This is a genomic window from Nocardioides speluncae (assembly GCF_003121585.1).
Lineage (GTDB): Bacteria > Actinomycetota > Actinomycetes > Propionibacteriales > Nocardioidaceae > Nocardioides > Nocardioides speluncae.
Map to the genome: position 1 here is coordinate 18,124 of NZ_QEOO01000035.1, position 21,375 is coordinate 39,498.

A 21,375-nucleotide genomic window follows, 5' to 3' on the forward strand; every position below is an offset into this window, starting at 1 on the left:
TACGTGCCGGCAGCTACTGCCACCGGCTCGTACGACGTCCGCAGCGGCGCAGGTCAGCGGTTGCGAGCCAGCCAGGCCTCCAGCCGCGCGAAGCTCACCGGCTGGATCTTGGCGTCGGCCGCCGCGTACCGGGCCTGCTGGGCGGCGAGGTCATCGGCCGATGCGCGGGCGACAGCCAGCGTCTTGCCGTTGACCGCGACCGCGGCGCCGGTCAGCAGCGGGCTGATCAGTGGCGTGAAGCCCGCGGAGTGCCCGGCCCGGTTGGGGTGGAAGCTCTCCCCGATCGGGTTGGACAGCCCGTTGAGCCACTCGGAGCTGGAGCAGACCGCGTGCCCGATGAACGCCGAGGTCGGGTTGGCGAAGGTGAAGCCCCTCGCCGACGCCGCCGCCGAGATCTTGCCGTTGAGCAGGTCAGCGGTCTGGTTGAGCCGGGTCATCTCCGACCCCGAGAAGAAGGTGCCGGCGTTGCAGTCCACGCCCATGAACAGCCGCGGGTAGCCGACGACGACCACCTTGGCGTTCGGCGCCTTGCTCCTGATCGTCCCGTAGAGCGTCGAGAGCGCGCCGGGGAGCGTGTTGTTGATGTAGGCCTGGGCACCGTTGACCGCGCCGTTGCAGTCGCTGAACCAGCCGGGCATGGCGCACTCGGTGATCACGTCGGCGAAGCCGGCGTCGTTGCCGCCGACCGAGACCGTGACGTAGTTCGTGGTCGAGGTGAGCGCGGAGGTCTGGCCGTTGACGTCGGGGATCCGAGCGCCGGAGCAGGCCCGGAAGTTCAGCGTGTAGCCCTTGGCGGCCGCCAGCAGCGACGGGTAGGCGTAGACCGACCGCTGGCACGACGTACCGTCGTTGATGTAGGTGCGGGTTCCGGTTCCAGAGGCGTAGGAGTCGCCGAGGGCGACGTACGACGGCGCGGCCAGCTGGGCGGACTGGTCGGCGGCCTGGGCGGGCGTGGTGATGGCGGTGACCCCGGCAAACAGGGCAAGTACGGCGGCTGTGATGGCCGCGGGCAAGGAACGGTGCAACATCAGCGAACAGCTCCTTCGGTAGTCCCCCGAGTGGCTTACGGTTACCCAACGGTAAGTCCGAGCGAGGCGCTCCGTAAGGCCCAATTTGTGACACGTTGCGGCCACGGTGTCGGCTTGGTGTTGCAAGCCCGGAGTTGGCCAGATGAACCAGCCTCCGAACTTAGAGAGTACTTGCTCTCTAAGTTGCGTTAGGCTGCTGCCTATGACTTCCGAGTTGTCCGAATTTGCCCCAGACGTCATCGTCGTCGGCCACGGCCTCGCCGGCCTGGTCGCGACCCACGAGCTCGCCAAGGCCGGCCGCAAGGTGCTGGTCCTCGACCAGGAGAACCGCAACAACCTCGGCGGCCAGGCGTTCTGGTCGCTCGGTGGGCTGTTCTTCGTCGACTCGCCGGAGCAGCGCCGGATGGGGATCAAGGACTCCCGCGACCTGGCCTGGCAGGACTGGCTGGGCTCGGCGCAGTTCGACCGGCTCGACGACGAGGACGTGTGGCCGCGGCGCTGGGCGGAGGCGTACGTCGACTTCGCGACCACCACCAAGCGCGACTACCTGCGCGAGCTCGGGCTCAAGTCGCTGACCTTCGTCGGCTGGGCCGAGCGGGGCGACGGCCGGGCCAGCGGCCACGGCAACTCGGTGCCCCGCTTCCACCTGACCTGGGGCACCGGCCCCGAGGTGGTCCGGGTCTTCAAGGAGCCGGTCGAGGCGGCCGAGGCGCGCGGGCTGGTGAAGTTCGCGTTCCGGCACCAGGTCGACGAGCTGATCGTGGAAGACGGTACGGCGGTCGGCGTCCGCGGCAGCCTGCTGGAGGAGACCGACGCCGAGCGGGGCGTCGCGACGTCGCGGGAGAAGGTCGGCGAGTTCGAGCATCGCGCGGCCGCCGTGATCGTGACCTCGGGCGGCATCGGCCACAACTTCGACCTGATGCGCAAGAACTGGCCCGTGGACCGCGTCGGCCCGGTGCCCGAGCACATGATCGCCGGCGTACCCGCACACGTCGACGGCCGCATGCTCGGGATCACGGAGAGCGCCGGCGGCCGGATCGTCAACCGGGACCGGATGTGGGCCTATGTCGAGGGCATCCACAACTGGAACCCGATCTGGCCGAACCACGCGATCCGGATCCTGCCCGGCCCGTCGTCGATGTGGTTCGACGCAGACGGCAAGCGGCTGGAGGGCATGTCCGGCGTGCCGGGCGCCGACTCGATCGGGAGCATGAAGCAGATCCTGGCGACCGGCGCCGACTACTCGTGGTTCATCCTCACCCAGTCGATCATCGAGAAGGAGTTCGCGCTGTCCGGCTCGGAGCAGAACCCCGACTGGACCGACAAGGACATCAAGCTGATGCTCAAGGAGCGGCTGGCCAAGGGCGCCACCAGCCCGGTCGAGGCGTTCAAGGAGCACGGCGAGGACTTCATCGTCGCGGACTCGCTCGAGGAGCTGGTCGACGGCATGAACAAGATCGCCCGCGGCGGTCGGGTGCTCGATGCCGCGAAGATCCGCACCGTGATCGAGGACCGCGACCGGCAGATCGACAACGGCTTCACCAAGGACGCGCAGGTGATGGCGATCCACAACGGCCGCCGCGACCGCACCGGCAAGATCATGCGCGTGGCCAAGCCGCACAAGATCCTCGACCCCGCCAAGGGCCCGCTGATCGCCGTACGGCTCAACATCCTGTCCCGCAAGACCCTCGGCGGCCTGGAGACCAACCTGGACTCGCAGGTGATGCGGCCCGACGGGACCGCATTCCCCGGTCTGTACGCCGCGGGCGAGGTCGCCGGCTTCGGCGGTGGCGGTGTGCACGGCTACAACGCTCTCGAGGGCACCTTCCTCGGCGGCTGCATCTTCTCCGGCCGCGCGGCCGGGCTGGCGCTGGCCGAGGCTCTGAAGTGAGTCTCGACAAGCTCGACCACCGGAAGGTCGCGCTAGTCACCGGCGCGTCCTCCGGCATCGGCCAGGCGATCGCATCGGCGCTCGTGGCGCGCGGGTACCGGGTGCTCGGCACCACTCGGAAGCCCGCGTCCGCGCCGGCCGTCGACGGCGTGGAGTGGCTGGCGCTCGACCTCACCGACCCGACGTCGATCACGGCCTGCGCGGCAGCGGCCGGTCCCGTCGACGTACTCGTCAACAACGCGGGCGAGAGCCAGGTCGGGGCGTTCGAGGAGGTGCCGGCCGAGGAGTTCGAGCGGCACTTCCAGCTCAACGTCTTCGGCGCGGTCCGACTGACGCAGGCGGTGCTGCCCGGGATGCGGTCGCGCGGCTTCGGGCGGATCGTGATGATCGGCTCGATGCAGGCAAGCTTCCCGATGGCATACCGGTCCGGCTACACCGCATCGAAGGCGGCGATCAAGGGCTTCGCGATGGGGCTGCGGCGCGAGGTGGCGCCGTTCGGGATCGGGGTGTCGACGGTCGAGCCGGGCTCGATCAACACCGGCATCAGCGAGCGCCGCACCCGCTTCGGTGGCGACGGCTCGCCGTACGCCGCCGACTACGCGACCGTCTCGGCGAAGCTCGACGCCAACGAGACCACCGGGGTCAGCCCCGAAGCGGTCGCGGCGGTGGTGGTGAAGGCGGTCGTGGCGGCCAGGCCCGCGCCGCTGTACGGCGTCGGTTCGAACGCACCCGTCGTCTTCGCCCTCAAGCGCCTGCTCCCCCGCGGCACCGTCGAGCGCGTCATCCACCGCAAGCACGGCCTCTAGCGTCAGCCCGGCCGTGCCGGGTGCGAGACTTCGCCCGTGTACTGGGTCGAGGTGGCAACCACGGTCGGCGCTGTGGTCGCCTTCGTGGCGGCCGTGGCGTACGCCGGCTACCGGTCGAGGCTGCCGCGACCGCTACGCGAGCTGAACAGGCTGCTGGACGACGGCCGCTACGAGGAGGCTCGGTCCGCCAAGGTCCCCAGCGGCCGCGACCGAGCCCCCTTCCTCTGCGGGCAGGCGATGGCGAGCCTGGCCTGCGGAGACTTCGCGACCACCGAGCGGCTCCTCGACGAGGCCGGGCGAACGCCCGACGCCACGCCGGAGACCTTGACTCTCGCGCGGTGGCTGCTGGCCAGCTGCCGCGCTCAGGTGGGCCGCTACCCGGATGCGATCGCGATCCTGGCGGACGTCCCGGACGAGGGACTCCCACGGATTCTCCGCGCCCGGATCGCCGTCGAGTGCGGTGAGGACGACCTCGCCGAGGAGCTTCTGGAGCAACGAGAGCTGGCGGACCTCCACGAAGCCCTGCGGCTGGACGCGCTCGGCGCCCTCCGGGCACGGCAGGGCGCCTACGCGGAGAGTGACGGGCTGCTCGCCGAGGCGGTGCGGCTGCTCCGCTCGGATTCGCCCAGCAGCCACCTCGATATCGCCTCTGCCCTGGCACGGCGCGCGGAGGTGGCCGTCGAGCTCGGCCACCCGGATGCGGCCGACGCCTACCTCGGCGTTGCCGTGGACACCATCGACGGCTGGCCGCAGCACCGTCCGGGGACCGCCGTGGTCCACGGCACGGCGGCGCGGGTCCTGGCCCGGCGGGGCGACGCCGACGGCGCGCTGGCGCACCTGGAACGAGTCCGCGCTGCAGTAGCCGTGATGCACAGCCCACCGCTGCGCGCCGACCTGGAGGCGACCGCGGCCGAGGTGGCGGCGGCCAGGACGGACCACCAGGCCGCCCGCACGCACCTCGAGCGGGCGATCGCGCTGCACGAGGAGCTCGGCGAGCGCCCGGCCACCGACCGACTCCGCCGCCGGCTCGCCGACCTCGCCTAACTCTGGCCTCAGAACAGCGAGCTGGTGATGGTCAGGTCCGGGTCGGCGCGGAAGACGACGAAGAAGGCGAGGGCGGCGCCGGCGAGGGCGACGTCCTTGAGGAACTGGACCATCTCCATCTCCTTGTTGGTCGCGTCGGTCTCCTTCCAGAAGTTGTGCATGATCACCGCAGTCGGGGCCAGGAAGGCCACCAGGAACAGCGAGCCGAGGTCGCCCCAGACGCCGAGCAGCACCGACAGCGCACCGACGAGCATGAGGACTCCCGCAGCTTGGGTGGCGAGCTTGGGCTGGGGCACACCCTTGGACCCGGCGTACCCGGCCATCGCCTCGGTCTGGGTGAGGTGAGCGAATGCGGAGCCGAGGAAGAGAGCGGCGAAAAGGATGCGGGCGATCAGGAAGACGATTTCCATCGAGGCCTCCAAGTGGCGTCGATCGGGGCCCCGCCGACAGGGCCGCGGAAATCAAGGTTAGCGCTCAACTACCTCGCCGTGCGCGGCCTGGTTTGGCCGAATTTGGACGAGTTTCGGCCAGCGTCAGTCGCGGGGCTTCTTGTGCCGCGGCTTCTTGTCCTTGGCCGAGCGCTCGTCCGGCCCCTTGGGGCCGCTCCTGAAGCCGCCGGCCGGCCGGCCGCCCTTGTCGACCTGCAGCTCGATCAGCTTGCCGCTGATCCGGGTCGACTGCAGCTTGTCCCAGGCGCCGGGCGGCAGCTTCTCCGGCAGCTCGACCAGCGAGAAGTCGGGACGGATCTGGATGTGGCCGAAGTCGTGCCGGCTCAGCCCGCCCTCGTTGGCGATGGCGCCGACGATCTGCCGCGGCTCGACCTTGTGTCGCTTGCCGACCGCGATCCGGTACGTCGCCATCGGCTTGTCCGAGCGCGGCGCCCGGTCGCGCCGGGCGGGACGCTCGCCTCGGTCGTCGCGGCCCCCGCGGTCGGCGTACTCGCGCTCCCGGCGAGCCGGGCGCTCCGGCTCGGGCTCCAGCAGCAGCGGGGTGTCGCCCTGGAGTACGACGGCCAGCGCGGCCGCCACGTCGACTTCGGGCACGTCGTGGTTGCGCACGTAGTGGGCGACGATGTCGCGGTACTGCTCGACCTGCTCGGTCTCCAGGGCCTTGGTGATCGCGTCGTCGAAGCCCATCAGCCGCTTGACGTTGACGTCCTCGACGGTCGGGAGCTGCATCTGGGTGAGCGGCTGCCGGGTGGCCTTCTCGATGTGCTTGAGCAGGTGCCGCTCGCGCGGGGTGACGAACGAGATCGCGTCGCCCGACCGGCCGGCACGACCGGTGCGGCCGATCCGGTGCACGTAGGACTCGGTGTCGGTCGGGATATCGAAGTTGACCACGTGGCTGATCCGCTCGACGTCCAGTCCGCGGGCGGCGACATCGGTGGCGACCAGGATGTCGAGCTTGCCGGCCTTGAGCTGGTTGACGGTCCGCTCGCGCTGCACCTGGGCGACATCGCCGTTGATCGCGGTCGCGGAGAAGCCGCGGGCACGCAGCCGCTCGGCGACCTCCTCGGTGGCCTGCTTGGTGCGGACGAACACGATCATGCCCTCGAAGTTCTCGACCTCGAGGATCCGGGTCAGCGCGTCGACCTTCTGCGGCCACGACACGAACAGGTAGCGCTGGGTGATGTTGGGCGCCGTCGCGGTCTTGTTCTTGACCGTGATCTCGACCGGGTCGTGCAGGTAGCGCTTCGACATCCGCCGGATCTGCGCCGGCATCGTGGCAGAGAACAGCGCGACCTGCTTGGTCTCCGGGGTGTCGGCCAGGATCGTCTCGACGTCCTCGGCGAAGCCCATGTTGAGCATCTCGTCGGCCTCGTCCAGGACCAGGAACCGGAGCTCGGTCAGGTCGAGGGTGCCCTTGTCGAGGTGGTCCATGATCCGGCCGGGCGTGCCGACGACGATGTGTACGCCGCGTCTGAGCGCCGAGAGTTGCACGCCGTACCCCTGGCCGCCGTACACGGGGAGGACGTGGACGCCGCGCTGGTGGGCGGCGTACTTCTCGAACGCCTCGCAGACCTGCAGCGCCAGCTCACGCGTCGGCGCGAGCACCAGCGCCTGGGGGGTCTTCTGCTTGAGGTCCAGCCGGCTCAGGATCGGCAGCGCGAACGCCGCGGTCTTGCCGGTGCCGGTCTGTGCCAGGCCGACCACGTCCTGGCCGGTCATCAGCGGCGGAATGGTCGCTGCCTGGATCGGGGACGGCGACTCGTAGCCGACGTCGCGCAGCGCCTTGAGCACCGTGTCGTCGAGTCCGAGTTCGGCGAAAGTTGGGCCGGCGTCGGGCTCGTCGGTCGTGCTCACTGCGTCATCTTCCAGGGTCACTGCGTCCTCACTCACGACCTAACGGTAGTGGCTCGCGGCCTTCGCCGAAGATTCTCCGGCGCGGTGAGTCCGGTTACGTCGTCTTATGTCGTTAGCGCTGCGACCTGGGCGTCGATGATCGCCCGCAGGTCGGCCTGTGCCGAGCAGGAGCCGATCCAGTCGTTGTTGTCCGCGGTGGTGCCGCATCCGTCGACGTGTACCCGCAGCTTGGTCAGCACGGCGGCGGCCTTCGCCGGCTCGCCGCCCGCGGCGAACCCCTCCGCGCTGTCCAGCTGGGCGAGCATCGCAGCCTGGTGACCGGGAGCCTTGAACGCGCCCACCGGCAGTGCCGCCACGTAGTCCGCCGCGACCGACGGGTCCTCGCCGTCGGGGAGACCGTCGTCGTCGGAGTCCGAGTCGAGCGGGTCGGTCCCGGTGACGTCGACCTCGAGGCCGTCACCGAGCCCGTCGTCGTCGGAGTCGGCGTCCAGCGGGTCGGTGCCCACCTCCAGGACCTCCTCGCCGTCGTCGAGTCCGTCGTTGTCGGAGTCGGGGTCGGTCGGGTCGGTGCCGAGGTCGGCCTCGGTGGCGTCGGAGAGGCCATCGCTGTCGGTGTCGGCGACGGCGGGCGCGCCCGGGTCGACGACCACGCCGTTGGCGGTCAGGTCGTCGTCGCCGCGCTGGTCGTCGCGCAGGTGCAGGGTCACGACGTTGCCAGCGGGCGTCGCGCCGGTCGTACCGTCCCAGGCGAAGTCGTACCAATGGTCCGCCGGGTCCGCCTCGGTCGATCCGAACTTGCGGTACGCCGTCAGCGGCTCGTCGCCCTCGGGGAAGGTGAGCGTGACGGTCGCCGTCGGGTCCGCGGTCACGGTGAACCCGATGACGCCGTACGGCAGGAGCACGCCGGGCGGCGGCGCCGCGCCGGGCCCGGTGGTGACGTTGGTGAGCACCGATCCCTCGCTCGCCTCGGCGGTCACGTAGCCCTCGCCCGCGCCGACGGGCAGCGAGGTGACGCCGGGCTGGAGCCGGTCCGGGATCCCGTCGGCGTTGCCGTCACCGCCGTTCGGCGCGCCGTCCTCCACGGCCGGCGGGACGCCGTCACCGTCGGTGGGCGGCTGGAACTCGAAGGCGCCCAGGTCGCAGCGCGCGAACCCGTCGGTGTCTCCGTCGATCGGCCGCGGCTGGGTGCGCTGGTCCTGGTCGCCGCAGTCGAAGAAGGTCGCACTGGTGACCGCGACGTCGCCCTCGATGGCCGGCGAGCCGGCGAGCAGCGCGTGGTTCCGGGTCGGCCCGCCGTTGAAGGCCAGCGACCCGAGTAGGGGGTCGAGCGGGTCCTCGGCCGTGCCGGAGTCGATGAACCGGTCGTCGCCGAAGATGACGTCCTTGAAGTCGCAGTTGTCGGTCAGGATGCCGACCAGGTTGTCGCGCTCGGAGACGAAGTGGTGGGCGGCGGTGCTGTAGCAGTCCGGCGCGTAGCCGTCCTGGAACGACGACCGGTTGTCGGTGTTCTCCGCGAGGATCGTGTTGGCCATCGAGATCCGCGCGGTCGCGCTGTTGAAGATGCCGCCGCCGAGCCGGTCCGCCTCGCCGTCGCCGCCGGGCGCGTTGGCCTCGTTGCCGGTGATGGTGGAGAAGCTGATGTTGATCCGGCCGTCGACGACGTTGCGGATGCCACCGCCGGCACCGTTCGCGGTGTTGCCGGAGATCGTGCTGTCGAGGATGTCGATCCGGCCTTCGTTGACGTTGGAGATGCCGCCACCGCGGGTCGCGTAGTTGTTCGCGACCAGCGACTTCTCCAGGTCCAGGATGCCGGCGTTGAAGATCCCGCCGCCCTGCGAGGTCTGGCCGCCGCCGCCCTCCGGCAAGACGTTGCCCACGACCTCGGAGCGGCGCAGCGTGAGGTTGCCCCAGTTCTGCACGCCGCCGCCGAAGCTGGAGGAGTCGTTGTCGCGGATCGACACCTCGGTGGCGGTAAGCGTTGATCCGTCGTCGACCATCAGGCCGGCGGTGCTCCCGAGGCTGGCCTGGCCGTTGGCGAGGGACATGCCGTGGATGCTGGCGATCGGGCCTTCGCCGAGGCCGTCCCGCCACACGATGCACGACGGCGTGTCCATCGTGCTGGTGCCGCCGTCGAGGAAGACGTCCTTGAAGGCCCCGGTCTGGCCGTCGTACCGCAGGATCTGCTTCGTGCCGCCCGAGATGACGTAAAGGTCGCCGTCGGGTCCGAAGGACAGGTCATTCGGCTCGTCCAGACCGCCCGCGCCCGCCTCGACGAAGGCCCCCTCGAAGGCGCCGGTGGTGGCGTCGTACTCCAGGACCCTGTCGTTGGCCTCGCTGCTGACGAAGAGCGAGCCGTCGTGGAAGAGCAGGTTGCGGGGCGTCGCGAGGCTGCCGGAGCCGGCCGGCACGAAGTCCGTGTCGAACGCGCCGGTCTCGGCGTCGTACCTCAGTACCTCGTGGGTCCCGGTCGAGGTGACGTAGAGATGGTCGCCCTGGAACGCGATCGAGTTCGGGAAGGCGAGGCCGCCCGAGCCGGCGGTCACGAAGGTGCCGACCAGGTTGCCGGTCGCGCGGTCGTACCGCTTGATGCCGCCACCCGGCTGGAACTCGGTGGCGAAGAGGTCGAAGCCCACCGGCTCGCCGCCGAATGCCGCCGAGGTCGGGCCGAGCGGCGCCGGGTTGGTGAACAGCGCGCCGGGCGGGCCGTCCGCGGGGTACCGGTGGACGCCCGAGGTGAACCCGGTCAGGTAGAGCTCGCCGTCGTTGCGCGTGGTGAGGTCGATCGGGTTGTCGATGCCGCCGCTCCCGGACGGGATGAGGGTGCTGTTGAGTACGCCGTGGCGGTCGAAGCTGCGCACCCGGTCGTTGACCGAGTCGCACACCAGTGCCTCGGTCGTGCGGATCCGCAGCACCTCGGCGGCGTCCTGCCCGTCGAGGACGGTGGCGGTCATGCCCGCACCGGTGACCTGGACGGAGTCCTCGATGACCAGCTGCTCGGCCAGCGGGTAGGTGCCCGCCGGGACGGTGATCGTGTCGCTACCGGCGAGCGCGTTGGTCTCCTCGATGGCGGCGCGGAGCGTGCACGCCCCGCCGGCCGCCGCGCAGACGCCGTTGCCGGGATTGGCATCCGGCAGGTCCTCGGTGCTGTTCACCGCGAACCCGGCGGCCACTGCCTGCTGGGTGGGTACGACGACCACGGCGACCGCCAGCACCGTCACTCCCACTCCGACCACGAACCGTCTTGCGAGAGCCAGTCCCCACATCGCAATCTCCCCATGACGCAGAAAGCTCGGCCATCCGTTTCCCGAGGGCCGAGCCCCTCGAATGTAGCGACCCCCGAGACCGGCCGTGGCGACTTTGCCGAAAACTTGCCCGGGGTCGTCGGGTCAGGCGAGTCGGGTCAGGCGAGGAGGTCGAGCAGGGCGGCGTGGTCGCGCTCGACCTGGTCGGCGTAGGCGACGGCGTACGCCGCGATCGCGTGGTCCAGCTCCTTGCCGTCCTCGCAGTACCCGGCGAGCACGCGTGGGTCGATCGAGCGGGTGTGGGCGCGCGCGAGCAGCGAGCCGGCCAGCCGGCCGTAGTCGTCGAGGTGGTCGTCGGTCAGCACGGTCGGGTCGATCTCGCCCTTGCGGTTGCGGAACTGGCGGACGATGTACGGCGCCCCGTGGATGGTGGTCCAGCCGAACAGCAGATCGGTCTCCACCTGCACCAGCCGCGCGCCCTGCACCACCCGGTGGCCCTCGTGGTACGCGGGCTCCAGCGAGAGGTACGGCGCGAGCGCGGAATCGGTCATCTGCTTGACCTGCAGGATCAGTGCCTCCTGGTCGTTGCCCTGGAGGAGTACGACGTACGCGCGGAGCCCGACGCTGCCGGTGCCGACGATCCGCATCGCGACGTCGCACGGCTGGAACCGGGCCAGCAGCCGGCGGCGCGGCCCGCGCAGGGTGGCGACGTACTCCTGGGCTGCGTCGATGACCGCCTGCTTGGTGGCGTCGTCGACCGCGGTCAGGATCGGCGGGTCGGGCACGAAGCGCCACTGGCCGTCACCGTTGCGGCTGACCAGCTTGGTGGCGACCTTCTCGCTGGTGTTGCGGCGGGCCTTGGCCGCGGCCCTGTCGAAGTCGTCGAAGAGCTCCTCGGCCGCCGCGCGGCTGATCGCGGACTCGTCGCCGAGTGCGGTCCAGGAGTCGAGGAACGGGATCTCGGCGAGGTGCTTGGCGGCCTTGCGGTAGGCGCGCACCGCGTGCCGCGCGGCCTTCTCCTGCGAGTCGGCGTCGGCGCCGCTCACCCGGCCGGCGAGGACCAGGCTGGCGGCGAGCCGCTTCACGTCCCACTCCCAGGGACCGACCACGGTCTCGTCGAAGTCGTTGATGTCCATCACGATCCGGCCGTCGTGAGTGCCGTAGAGGCCGAAGTTGGCGGCGTGCGCGTCGCCACAGATCTGGCCGTGCAGGCCGGTCGCCGGGTCCTGGGCAAGGTCGAAGGCCATTAGCCCGGCGGAGCCGCGGAAGAACGCGAACGGGTCGACCGCCATCCGCTCGTGGCGCATCGGCAGCAGCTCCGGCACCCGGCCCTGGTTGCTCTGCTCCAGGAACGCCTCGACGCTCGGCCGGTCGTCGTCGGCAAGGGTGAACTGGGCCTGGTCGGCGTGCTCGACGACCTTCCGCAGGTCGCGTCCCTGCCGCCAGGCGTCGTCCGCGCTTATCCAGTACGCCGCCAGCGGCCGCTCGGTCTCCCCCATGAGCCCCTCCGTCATCTCTCCCCGTATTTCTGTTCGGCATCCTCTCAGGACCCGAGAGGGCGTCGCTGGATACTTGCCGAATGAGGCCGGACCAAAACCAGCTGCGGGCACTGGCTGCCGCTGCTGGCGGCACCGGCTCTGCCGAGGTGCTGGCCGACCGTCCGGAGGGGACGGTGCTGCGGCTGGGAGAAGTCGTGGTCAAGCAGCACGCCACCCGGACCGACCCTGCGGACTTGTCGCGGCGGCTGGCCGCGGCGTCGGCCTTGCCGGACGTGATGGTCGCGTCGCTCGGTGTGCCGGCCGGCTGGGCGGTGGCGGCGCCGGGGGTGGCGGCGCTCGGCGACCGGGTGGCGACACTCTGGCCGGCCGGTACGCCGGTCGACCCGGCCCGTCCCGACGACGTCCCGTGGACTGCCGCCGCCGAGCTCCTCGCGCGCCTGCACGTCGCCTCGCCCGCGCCTGGCCTCCCGCCGCACGGCGGCCACGCCCGCGCCCGCCGCGCCCTCGACCGCCTGTCCACCACGCCGGGCATAGGCCGGGCAGATGCCGACGCGGTCACGCACGCCTGGTCACTCCTGCCTCACTGGTTGACAGGTTTCCCCGGTCAGCCGGGGAAACCTGACCTTGTCGGCCTTTCCCTCCACCTCACCCACGGCGACTGGCACCTCGGGCAGCTGCTGCGGGTCGACAGGGCGTGGCGGCTGATCGATGTCGACGACCTCGGGGTCGGCGACCCGGTCTGGGATCTGGCGCGGCCGGCGTCCTGGTTCGCACTCGGGCTGCTGGCGCCCGACACCTGGGCGGAGTTCCTCGACACCTATCGCGCGGCGGGCGGTCCCGCCGTACCGCCGACCGGTGATCCGTGGCCGGCGCTCGACCTGCCGGCGCGCACGCTCACGGTCCAGGCCGCCGCGCAGGGTCTGGTGAAGGCCGCGCGTGAGGAGCGAGAACCGGACGAGGTGGAGCTGCTCCTCGTGGAGTCGTGTCGGCGCATGGCCGCCGTGGCTATGCTGCCGGGAACGCCCTGAACCACCAGTTGGAGGGCACCAATGAAGGGGGATCTGATCCCGTGAACCAGCAGACCATCAAGTGCCCGAAGTGCCCCGGCATGATGCGCACGTACAACCGCGCCGGCGTGCACATCGAGCAGTGCGACTCGTGCCGCGGCATCTTCCTCGACTACGGCGAGCTCGAGTCGATCTCGCGCGCGGAGACCCAGTACGCCGCGGCCCCGCCGCCGCCTCCGCCGGCCGCCCCCGCGCCCCCGCCGCCCGCACAGGGCTACGCCCAGCCGGGCTGGGGCCACCAGCAGCCGCACTACGGCCACCCGCGCAAGCACAAGAGCTTCGCCCAGATGCTCTTCTCCTCCTGAGACGAACGCGGACCGGGCACTCCTCGCATCCGCGAGAAGTGCCCGGTCGCTGCATTCCTGCCGACCATTAGTGCCCGGTCGGCGAAGTTAGACGCCGAGGCCGTAGCTGCGGAGGACGCCGGTGAGGCCTTCGGCGTACCCCTGGCCGACGGCGCGGAACTTCCAGTCGGCGCCGTTGCGGTAGAGCTCGCCGAAGATCATCGCGGTCTCGCCGCCCTTCTCGGTCAGGTCGTAGCGCGCGAGCTCGCGGCCGTCGGCCTGGTTGACCACCCGGATGTTCGCGGCGGCGACGTGGCCGAAGCTGATCCCCTTCGCCTGGCCGTCGTGGATCGACACCAGGAACGCGACCCGGTCGACCTCGGGCGGGCAGGCGCTGAGGTTCACCAGGATCTGCTCGTCGATGCCCACGCCGGCGCCGGAGCTGTCGCCCATGTGCCGCACCGAGCCGTCCGGGCTGGCCAGGTTGTTGAAGAACACGAAGTGCGCGTCGGACAGCGCCCGGCCGTTCGTGTCGAGGAGTACGGCGGAAGCGTCCATGTCGGCGCCCAGCGCGCCGACGTCCCAGCCGAGTGCGACCGAGACCGACTGCAGCCCGGGTGCGTCCTTGCTGAGGTTGACGTTGCCGCCCTTCGACAGGTTGATCCCGCCACCGGCCGGCGCCGCGGGAGCCGGTGGAGCAGCCGGCGGAGCAGCTGGGGCAGCAGGGGCAGCGGGCGACGCCGGCGGAGCGGCAGGTGCCGGCGGGGGCGGCGGGGGCGGCGGGGGCGGCGGAGGAGCGGCAGGCGCAGCCGTCGGGTCGTACGGCGGCGGCGCGGGCGGGTAGCCGCCCGGAGCAGCTGGCGGTGCGGCAGGCGGTGCCGCCGGCGGGGCCGCGGGCGGAGCCGGCGGGTACCCACCAGGAGCAGCTGGCGGAGCAGGTGGCGCCGGCGGATAGCCGGCGGGAGCCGGCGGCGAAGGCGGAGGCGGAGGCGGCGCCTGCATCACGGGCTGGGCGTGGCTGGCGACGTGCCCGGTGACGGCCGCGAAGACGCCGCCGCCCAGGATCTGGTTGAGGTGCTGGCCGAGGATGCCGGCCCAGTCCTGCCCGACCGACGCGTAGTCCACGCGGAACCGGTTCGAGCGATCGGTCGAGCCACCGAAGAACGTCTTCCGGTCGATCTCCAGGACCACGTCCATCGACGACGGGCCGGCGACGAACTTCACCTCGAGCTCGTTCAGCTTCGACCGGTACTGCGACGCCGCAGCGAACTCCACCTCCTGGTAGAACGGCAGCGGCGAGCCGGACAGCCGGCCGCGCTCGAGGTCGGAGCCCTTCAGCCGGAAGCCGAGCTGCAGCAGGCCGCCGAGGATCGCCTCGTGCGCCGGGAGCGCGACCACGGTCAGCGGGTCGACGTCCTTCTTGTCGACGGACCGGGCGATGTCGAGCTCGGTGCGCAGCCCGACCCGGACGCCGTGCAGCTGCTGGCCGCCGATCAGGTTGAACGGCGTCTCCCACGGCAGCGCCAGCGAGAACGGCACCTGGTGCGAGGCGCCGTCGTCGAGCCGGAACCCTCCGCTGATCCGGTTCTTGTAGGTGACGACGTTGGCGTCGTACTCCGAGTCCTCGGTCTCAACCTCGACCCGCGCGATCAGCGCGAGCTCGATGAAGTTGATGTTGAGGTCGGTCTTGCCGCCCCTGACGTTGACCACGCCGTCGACCGTGCCGCCCGGCTGGACCTGTGCACTGTGAAGGGTGGTCTCGACGTCCGCGCCGCCACCCAATAGCCCCTTGAACACCATGCGCCGGACCCTATTCCACCTTCGCAAGCAGAACGGCCCGGCCCCGCCACCACTGGGGTGGTCGAGGGCCGGGCCGGACCAGGTCTGTCAGCTCGGCAGCAGGCAGCCGGGCTTGTCGAGGTTGAGGTTGCGGCTGGCGTCCAGGCAGGTCATGAACCAGTAAGTCTGCTGGCCGTAGGAGATGCCGGGCCGGACCGTGGTGGTCCCGTCGGGCGCGACCTCACACGGGTTGTTCAGCGTGCACATCTCGCCGTTCTCGTTGCCGGTGTTGTTGACACCGACCACCAGGCCGGTGGCGTTGTCGACGACCGGTGAGCCGGACGTGCCGCCGATGGTGTCGCAGCCGGGTGCGTACCGGATCGAGTCGGTCCAGTTCCACACGTGCTCGCGCAGGTTGGTGAAGCCGTCGACCTGGCAGTTCCAGATCCGCTTCCAGTAGCCGGACGGGATCGTGATCGCGATGCCGTCGGCGGGCCGCGAAGCCGAGAGCGTGAGCGGGGTGGCGCCGTACTTGGTCTGGATCGAGGCGAAGGTGTCGCGGAGCCGGTACAGCGTGGCGTCGGTGCCGGTCATCGTCGCGTACAGCACCTTGTCGGCGCGCAGCGTGCCGAGCTCACCGCCGTTGGCATCGAGCAGTATGCCGGTCCGGCTGCTGTGCTTGTTGACCAGCACCTGGCCGGCGGCCAGGAAGCCCTTCTCGTAGCAGTGGCCGTTGGTCAGCATCATCGCCCAGGACGGGTAGCGCACCAGCGACGCCGAGCAGTTGCTGAGCTTGATCGTCGACGCGAGGGTCACGGCGGCCGCGCCCTGGTCGGAAGCAGGCTGAGCCGCGGCAGGTACGGCGGTCGGTACGGCGAACGCGGCCGCGGCGACCACGCCCAGCAGGCTGGCGGCGAGTCGGGTCGGTTTCACAGTTCTCTCCTCGGTGATCTCGTGTTGTGGTGAATGACCGCCGCGGACAACTGAAGCCGGCCCGGCTCTGCATGCACCCCGTGCATGGCGCAGAGCCGGACCGACCTACAGAAGAGACGCGGTTACCGCCAGGTAATGACGGCGTCCTTTGTTACGGAGTGAGGGTCCAGGTGTCGATCTTCCCGGTGTCCTGGTTCGCGTTGTCGTTGACCCGCAGCTTCCAGGTGCCGTTGGCGACCTCCGACGACAGGTTGACGGTATACGTCGTGTTGATGTTGTCGGCGCTGCCACCCGCACGGTTGTGCAGTACGTACACGGTGCCGTCCGGCGCGACCAGGTCGACCTTGAGGTCACCGATGTAGGTGTGCTGGATGTTGACCGCGACCTTGGCGGTTGCCGTGGCGTTGCCGGTGCAGCCGGCGATGGTCACCGGCGACTCCACGGTGGCGTTGTCCGCGATCGCGAAGTCGGTGCCGTTGGTCTGCGCCGCGCACGTCGGCGGCGGAGTGGTGCCACCGCCACCGGTGGTGAGCGTCCAGGTGTCGATCTTGCCGGTGTCGCCACCCGCGTTGTCGTTGACCCGCAGCTTCCAGGTGCCGTTGGCGACCTCCGACGACAGGTTCACCGTGTACGTCGTGTTGATGTTGTCGGCACTGCCACCGGTCCGGTTGTGCAGCACGTACACCGACCCGTCAGGAGCGACCAGGTCTACCTTCAGGTCACCGATGTAGGTGTGCGCGATGTTCACCGCCACCTTGGCCGTGGCGGACGCGTTGCCCGAGCAGCCGGAAACAATCACCGCCGACTCGACCGTGGTGTTGTCGCCGATCCCGACGTCGGTCCCGTTGGTCTGCGTGCAGCCCGGAGTCGGCGGCGGGGTGGTGCCGTAGTCCTTGTCGGCATACAGCCAGACCATGTGCCCGATCGCGTCGATGTTGCGGTCGAGCGCGGTCAGGTCCAGGTTGTCGATGTCGTCGCACGCGGCGTGGTAGCAGGGGTCGAAGGCCGTGGCCGTGCCGCCCCACTTCGCGACCTGCGCCGACGTCTTGCGGCCCTCGGCGCCGGTGAAGGTGCCGGACGTCGCGATCCCGGCGGCGCGGAACGACGCGTGGTCGGAGCGGCCCTGGACGTCGATGTACTCCCACGGGATCGACTTGCCGTCGAAGTACGCCGTGAGCTGGTCACGCGCGGCGTCGCCGGCCGGGTTGTCGTCGTACACGAAGTAGCCGGGGTTGGGCGAGCCGATCATGTCGAAGTTGAGGTACAGCTCGATCTTGTCCTTCTCCGACTGCGGCAGCTGCGCCGAGTAGTACTTCGAGCCCACCAGGCCCTGCTCCTCCGCGCCCCAGAACGCGAACTTGAGCCGGTTCTTCGTGGTCTTCCCACTGGCCGCGAAGGCGAGCGCGGTCTCGAGTACGCCGGCGCTGCCGGTGCCGTTGTCGTTGATGCCCGGCCCCGAGCTGACGCTGTCGAGGTGGGCACCGGTCATGACCACGTGGTTGGCGTCGCCGTGCGGCCACTCGGCGATCACGTTCCAGGACTTGGTGGTGCCGAGGGTGCCGGTCGTGAACTCCTGGACCGTCGTGGTGAACCCGGCAGCATCGAGCTTGGCCTTCACCCAGTCGACAGACGCGCGGTAGCCCGTCCGGCCGGTGGCGCGGTTGCCGCCGTTGGCGTTGGCGATGCCCTGGAGCGCATCGAGGTGCGCCTTGGTGTTGGTGACCGAGATGTCGGGCGAGTCGGCGAGCTGTGGCTCCCCGGCGGCCGGTTGACCAGCCCCGGCGGTGAGCACGGTGCCGGCCACGGCCAGCGCCGCACCGGCCACCGCGGCACGAGAACGGATACGCATATTTCCCTCCTGGCGAAGTGGGTATGGGACGGGGCGGCCGCCCTGCTGTGCAGAACGACCGCCCCGTCGGTGTGTTGCTCCCTGTTAGCTGAAGCTGCCTGTCAGCGAGAGTCCGCTGAAGGCGGTGTAGCCACGGACCACCACGTAGTACGTGCCGGCCTGTGCCGAGGCGATGATGCAGGTCTCGGCGTTCGACGAGCCCCAGCTGCGGCAGTCGTACGACGAGGTGGTCGGCGCCGAGCCGAACTTCACGTACAGGTCGGCGTCGCCCGTGCCACCCGAGGTGACGAACTTCAGGTTCGTCGCACCGGCCGGCACCTGCAGCGTGAAGGTCTGGCTCGAGCCAGCCGCACCGGAGATCCCGGTCTTCGGGACGCCGTTCTGCAGGACGTTGCCAGTGCCCGGCGGCGTGAAGCTACCGGTCAGCGACAGGCCGCTGAAGGCCGAGTAGCCGCGGACGAGCACGTGGTACGTGCCGGCCTGCGCCGAGGCGATGTTGCAGGTCTCGGCGTTCGACGAGCCCCAGCTGCGGCAGTCGTACGACGAGGTGGTCGGCGCCGAGCCGAACTTCACGTACAGGTCGGCGTCGCCCGTGCCACCCGAGGTGACGAACTTCAGGTTCGTCGCACCGGCCGGCACCTGCAGCGTGAAGGTCTGGTTCGACCCGGCCGCACCGGAGATCCCGGTCTTCGGGACGCCGTTCTGCAGCTCGGTCCCACCGCCAGGCCCGCTCGAGATCGTCCACGTGAACGTGGTCGAGCCGGACGCGTTGGTGGAGTCCTTGCCGGTCACGGTCACGTTGAACGTGCCCGCGGTGGTCGGCGTACCGGAGATCAGGCCGGAGGTGCTGATCGACAGACCGGTCGGAAGACCCGTGGCCGTGTAGGTCAGCGCGCCACCACCGGACGACGAGCCCTGGATCTGCAGGCTCGCGGCCGTGCCCACCGTGCCGGTCTGGTTGCCCGGGTTTGTGACGGTGACGGTGTTCGTCGGCGGCGTTGCGCCCTGCAGCTTGCAGCCGGCCAGGGTCAGGTCCAGCGCCCGGCTGCTGTTGATGCAGGTGTTGATCACGTAGGTCTGCTGACCGTAGCTCTGGCCCTGGTGGGCCGTGGTGGTGCCGTCGGGTGCCACCTCGCACGGGTTGTTGAGGGTGCACATCTCGCCACTCTCGTTGCCCGTGTTATTGATGCCGACGACCTCACCGCTGACGTCGCCCACGATCGGCGAGCCGGACGTGCCGGGGATGGTGTCGCATTCCGCGTTGTACCGCAGCGACTCCTTCCAGTTCCAGCCGTTCTCCCGCAGGTCGGTGAACCCGTTGAGCGAGCAGTCCCAGATCCGCTTGTGGTAGCCGGACGGGATGGTGATCTCGATGCCGTTCGCGGCCTTGGCGTCGGCGATCGTGTACGGCGTGCCACCGGTCCGGGTCTGCAGCGCGGAGAACGTCTCGTTGAGACGGTAGAGCGCGACGTCGGTGCCGGTCATGGTGGCGTAGATCAGCCGCTCGGAGGTGACCGTGCCGGCGGAGGTGCCGTCGGCCTTGAGCAGCGTGCCCGAGCGGGTGCTCGCGCGGTCGACGTAGTGCACGCCCGGGTCGATGAAGCCGCCCTCGTAGCAGTGACCGTTGGTCAGCATCAGGGCCTTGTCCCCAGCCTGCGAGGACGGGTAGCGGACCAGCGCCGCCGAGCAGTTGTTCAGCGCGATGGCATTGGCCAGCGTGACCGGGCTCGGGTTGCCGCCACCGGTGATCGTCCAGGTGAAGCTCGCGGTGCCCTGGGCGTTGGTGGAGTCCTTGCCGGTGACGGTCACGTTGTAGGTGCCCGCCGTGGTCGGCGTACCCGAGATCAGACCCGTGGTGGCGTTGATCGACAGGCCGCCCGGGAGGCCGGTGGCCGACCAGGTCAGCGCGCCGCCGCCCGAGGACGAGCCGGTCATCTGCAGGGTGGCCGCGGTGCCGACGACACCGGTCTTGTTGCCCGGGTTGGTCACGGTCACGGTGTTGCCCGAGGTGGTGCAGGTGGGCTCACCGGTCTGCGCCGGAACGCTGACAGCGGTCCAGGCGGCCTTGATCGCGTTGAACTCGGTGCAGGAACCCGGGTACAGGTTCTTGGCCGCGGTCAGCGTCCACACCCGGTAGTTCGGGTACGACGCGTTCGAGGCCTTCGACAGCATCGCGTTGTAGAAGATCTTGCCGGCCTTCTGGATGCCGATGCCGGTGACGGTGGAGCCGTCGCAGGTCGGGCTGTTCGGCTTGCCGCCGCCCGGGGCCGAGCCCTCGGCCGCCAGGTAGAACCAGTGGTTACCGGGACCTGCCGCCGCGTGCACGCTGGACGGCAGCGACGCCGAGTAGCAGTTCGGGTGACCCGAGACCGTGTCCGGCTTGTACATCACGCGGATCGGGCCCGCGCCGACCAGGTTGACCTCTTCGCCGATGGTGTAGTCCGGCGGGTCGAAGGTGCTGCCCTGGTTGTCGTAGAACTCGGTCAGGGTGCCCATCACGTCGGCGACGAACTCCTGGGTCTTGCCGCCGGAGACACCGCCGGAGCCGGTGTGGTGGTCGATGCCGTGACCCATCTCGTGGCCGACCACGTCCATCGAGCTGATCCAGTTGTTGGCGCCGGCCTGGTTGTGGCCGATCTGGACCTGCTCGCCGCCACAGAGCGGGTTCTGCGGGCAGTAGTAGGCGTTGACGTCGTCGAGGCCGACCCGCAGCGGCCAGGCGCCGCCGCTGCCGTCGAAGGAGTCGCGGCCGAGCCACTCGCTCAGCATCGCGTTCTCCTGCTCGACCGCGTAGTACGCGTCCGCGCAGCCGGTCTCACGGCTGGTCTGCTGGCCGTCGCCGAACTTGTCGTCCGGGCCGGAGAAGGTGGTGTTGCCGGCAGCGTTCTGGCAGACGAAGCCGTTGATGTTCGGGTGCGCCATCGAGTACGTCGTGCCGGACTGGCTGACGGTGATCGGCAGCGGGTTCGGGCCGTTGTAGTAGCCGGTGCCCTCGCCGTGCGCGAGGACGTCGACCGAGCGGATCACCTTGCCGCTGGCGGCGTCGACGTACACCTGCTTGATCGCGTCCTTGCCGGCCTTCTCGCCGCTGACCGAGACGTCCCACGCGAGCCGCGGGCTGCCGGCGAGCGCCCAGACGACCAGCTTCGGCTTGGTGGTCTTGACGACCTTGGAGACCTGGGCCTTGGTGACCGAGGCGGCCTTGTCGGCGGACACGGCCGGGCGGACCGAGAGGCTGCCGATCTTGGTCTTCTGGGCGACCGAGGTGGAGAGGATCTGGCCCTTGCTGTTGGTGGTGACCACGAAGTCACCGCCGACGACCTCGAGGCCCTTGTAGCTGCGCTGGAACGGCGCGTACTGGAGGGCGCCGTTGTTGGCGGAGGTGACCTCGCCGGCGGTGAAGATCTCGTGAGAGCTCACCTTCAGCTGGGGCGCCTTGCTCTTGATCAGGTTGCGGCCGGACTCCTTGGCCCGCTCGGACGCGGTCAGCGCCGTGCTTGCTTTCACAGAGTTCCCGGCCTCGGCACCGAGCGGCAACGCGCCCAGTGTGGCCACGGTAAGTCCGGCGGCAACCACGCCACCGAGTAACTTCTTCTTCAACGCACACTCCCTCGAGATGTGGACTCCGGCGAGTCCAGCGGTGGCATCCA

The 21,375-nt window shown here is 70.1% G+C and carries 14 protein-coding genes; 5 read left to right on the forward strand and 9 right to left on the reverse strand.

Annotated elements, in window-relative coordinates; all coding sequences use genetic code 11:
• Window positions 1-53 precede the first annotated feature (53 nt).
• Window positions 54-1,028: an SGNH/GDSL hydrolase family protein gene (locus tag DDV73_RS17775; RefSeq protein WP_109508607.1), complete on the reverse strand. Its 975-nt coding sequence runs from the start codon at window positions 1,026-1,028 to the stop codon at window positions 54-56.
• Window positions 1,029-1,230: 202 nt separating this feature from the next.
• On the opposite strand from DDV73_RS17775, the gene DDV73_RS17780 reads away from it, so the two are divergent.
• From DDV73_RS17780 to DDV73_RS17790, 3 genes are read left to right on the forward strand one after another with little or no spacing between them, the layout of a single operon-like run.
• The gene (locus DDV73_RS17780; protein WP_109508608.1) at window positions 1,231-2,919 is read left to right on the forward strand and encodes an FAD-binding dehydrogenase; all 1,689 of its coding nucleotides are present in this window, start codon (window positions 1,231-1,233) and stop codon (window positions 2,917-2,919) included.
• Window positions 2,916-3,725, forward strand: a complete 810-nt coding sequence (locus tag DDV73_RS17785; RefSeq protein WP_109508609.1) for an SDR family oxidoreductase — start codon at window positions 2,916-2,918, stop codon at window positions 3,723-3,725. Before DDV73_RS17780 ends, DDV73_RS17785 begins: the two co-directional genes overlap by 4 nt.
• 36 nt (window positions 3,726-3,761) lie before the next feature.
• The gene (locus DDV73_RS17790; protein ID WP_109508610.1) at window positions 3,762-4,769 is read left to right on the forward strand and encodes a hypothetical protein; all 1,008 of its coding nucleotides are present in this window, start codon (window positions 3,762-3,764) and stop codon (window positions 4,767-4,769) included.
• An 8-nt stretch (window positions 4,770-4,777) separates the two neighbouring features.
• Here DDV73_RS17790 and DDV73_RS17795 read toward each other — a convergent pair whose 3' ends face one another.
• The 4 genes from DDV73_RS17795 to DDV73_RS17810 form a co-directional block, all read right to left on the reverse strand.
• A complete protein-coding gene (locus DDV73_RS17795) occupies window positions 4,778-5,179 on the reverse strand; it encodes a DoxX family protein (RefSeq protein WP_109508625.1) in 402 nt (133 codons plus the stop codon).
• 123 nt (window positions 5,180-5,302) lie between these two features.
• Complete coding sequence (locus tag DDV73_RS17800) at window positions 5,303-7,108, reverse strand: DEAD/DEAH box helicase (protein WP_109508611.1); 1,806 nt, start codon at window positions 7,106-7,108, stop codon at window positions 5,303-5,305.
• A 68-nt stretch (window positions 7,109-7,176) separates the two neighbouring features.
• On the reverse strand, window positions 7,177-10,335 hold the full coding sequence (locus DDV73_RS17805) for a choice-of-anchor U domain-containing protein (protein WP_109508612.1): 3,159 nt from the start codon (window positions 10,333-10,335) through the stop codon (window positions 7,177-7,179).
• 137 nt (window positions 10,336-10,472) lie between these two features.
• Window positions 10,473-11,828, reverse strand: coding sequence for a DUF2252 domain-containing protein (locus tag DDV73_RS17810; RefSeq protein ID WP_240617342.1), 1,356 nt, complete (start codon window positions 11,826-11,828; stop codon window positions 10,473-10,475).
• A gap of 65 nt (window positions 11,829-11,893) precedes the next feature.
• On the opposite strand from DDV73_RS17810, the gene DDV73_RS17815 reads away from it, so the two are divergent.
• Complete coding sequence (locus tag DDV73_RS17815; RefSeq protein ID WP_109508614.1) at window positions 11,894-12,841, forward strand: phosphotransferase family protein; 948 nt, start codon at window positions 11,894-11,896, stop codon at window positions 12,839-12,841.
• Window positions 12,842-12,882: 41 nt separating this feature from the next.
• On the forward strand, window positions 12,883-13,185 hold the full coding sequence (locus DDV73_RS17820; protein WP_240617343.1) for a TFIIB-type zinc ribbon-containing protein: 303 nt from the start codon (window positions 12,883-12,885) through the stop codon (window positions 13,183-13,185).
• Between the two features lie 87 nt (window positions 13,186-13,272).
• On the opposite strand, the gene DDV73_RS29500 is transcribed toward DDV73_RS17820, so the two are convergent.
• From DDV73_RS29500 to DDV73_RS28835, 4 genes are all read right to left on the reverse strand, one after another.
• Window positions 13,273-14,964, reverse strand: coding sequence for a TerD family protein (locus tag DDV73_RS29500; RefSeq protein ID WP_109508615.1), 1,692 nt, complete (start codon window positions 14,962-14,964; stop codon window positions 13,273-13,275).
• Window positions 14,965-15,051: 87 nt separating this feature from the next.
• Window positions 15,052-15,876 (reverse strand): S1 family peptidase, encoded by an 825-nt coding sequence (locus DDV73_RS17830; RefSeq protein WP_240617344.1) that lies wholly within the window; start codon window positions 15,874-15,876, stop codon window positions 15,052-15,054.
• 151 nt (window positions 15,877-16,027) lie between these two features.
• Window positions 16,028-17,725, reverse strand: coding sequence for a M28 family metallopeptidase (locus DDV73_RS29225; RefSeq protein WP_109508616.1), 1,698 nt, complete (start codon window positions 17,723-17,725; stop codon window positions 16,028-16,030).
• An 84-nt stretch (window positions 17,726-17,809) separates the two neighbouring features.
• Window positions 17,810-21,325 carry a pre-peptidase C-terminal domain-containing protein gene (locus DDV73_RS28835; RefSeq protein ID WP_206050939.1) on the reverse strand — a complete coding sequence of 1,172 codons (3,516 nt, stop codon included), beginning with the start codon at window positions 21,323-21,325 and terminating at the stop codon, window positions 17,810-17,812.
• Between the last annotated feature and the right edge of the window lie 50 nt (window positions 21,326-21,375).

Coding starts and splice junctions, on each gene's coding strand:
- DDV73_RS17775 (WP_109508607.1), bottom strand. CDS start 1,028: ATGTTGCACCGTTCCTTGCCCGCGGCCATCACAGCCGCCGTACTTGCC.
- DDV73_RS17780 (WP_109508608.1), top strand. CDS start 1,231: ATGACTTCCGAGTTGTCCGAATTTGCCCCAGACGTCATCGTCGTCGGC.
- DDV73_RS17795 (WP_109508625.1), bottom strand. CDS start 5,179: ATGGAAATCGTCTTCCTGATCGCCCGCATCCTTTTCGCCGCTCTCTTC.
- DDV73_RS17805 (WP_109508612.1), bottom strand. CDS start 10,335: ATGTGGGGACTGGCTCTCGCAAGACGGTTCGTGGTCGGAGTGGGAGTG.
- DDV73_RS17810 (WP_240617342.1), bottom strand. CDS start 11,828: ATGACGGAGGGGCTCATGGGGGAGACCGAGCGGCCGCTGGCGGCGTAC.
- DDV73_RS17815 (WP_109508614.1), top strand. CDS start 11,894: ATGAGGCCGGACCAAAACCAGCTGCGGGCACTGGCTGCCGCTGCTGGC.
- DDV73_RS29500 (WP_109508615.1), bottom strand. CDS start 14,964: ATGGTGTTCAAGGGGCTATTGGGTGGCGGCGCGGACGTCGAGACCACC.
- DDV73_RS29225 (WP_109508616.1), bottom strand. CDS start 17,725: ATGCGTATCCGTTCTCGTGCCGCGGTGGCCGGTGCGGCGCTGGCCGTG.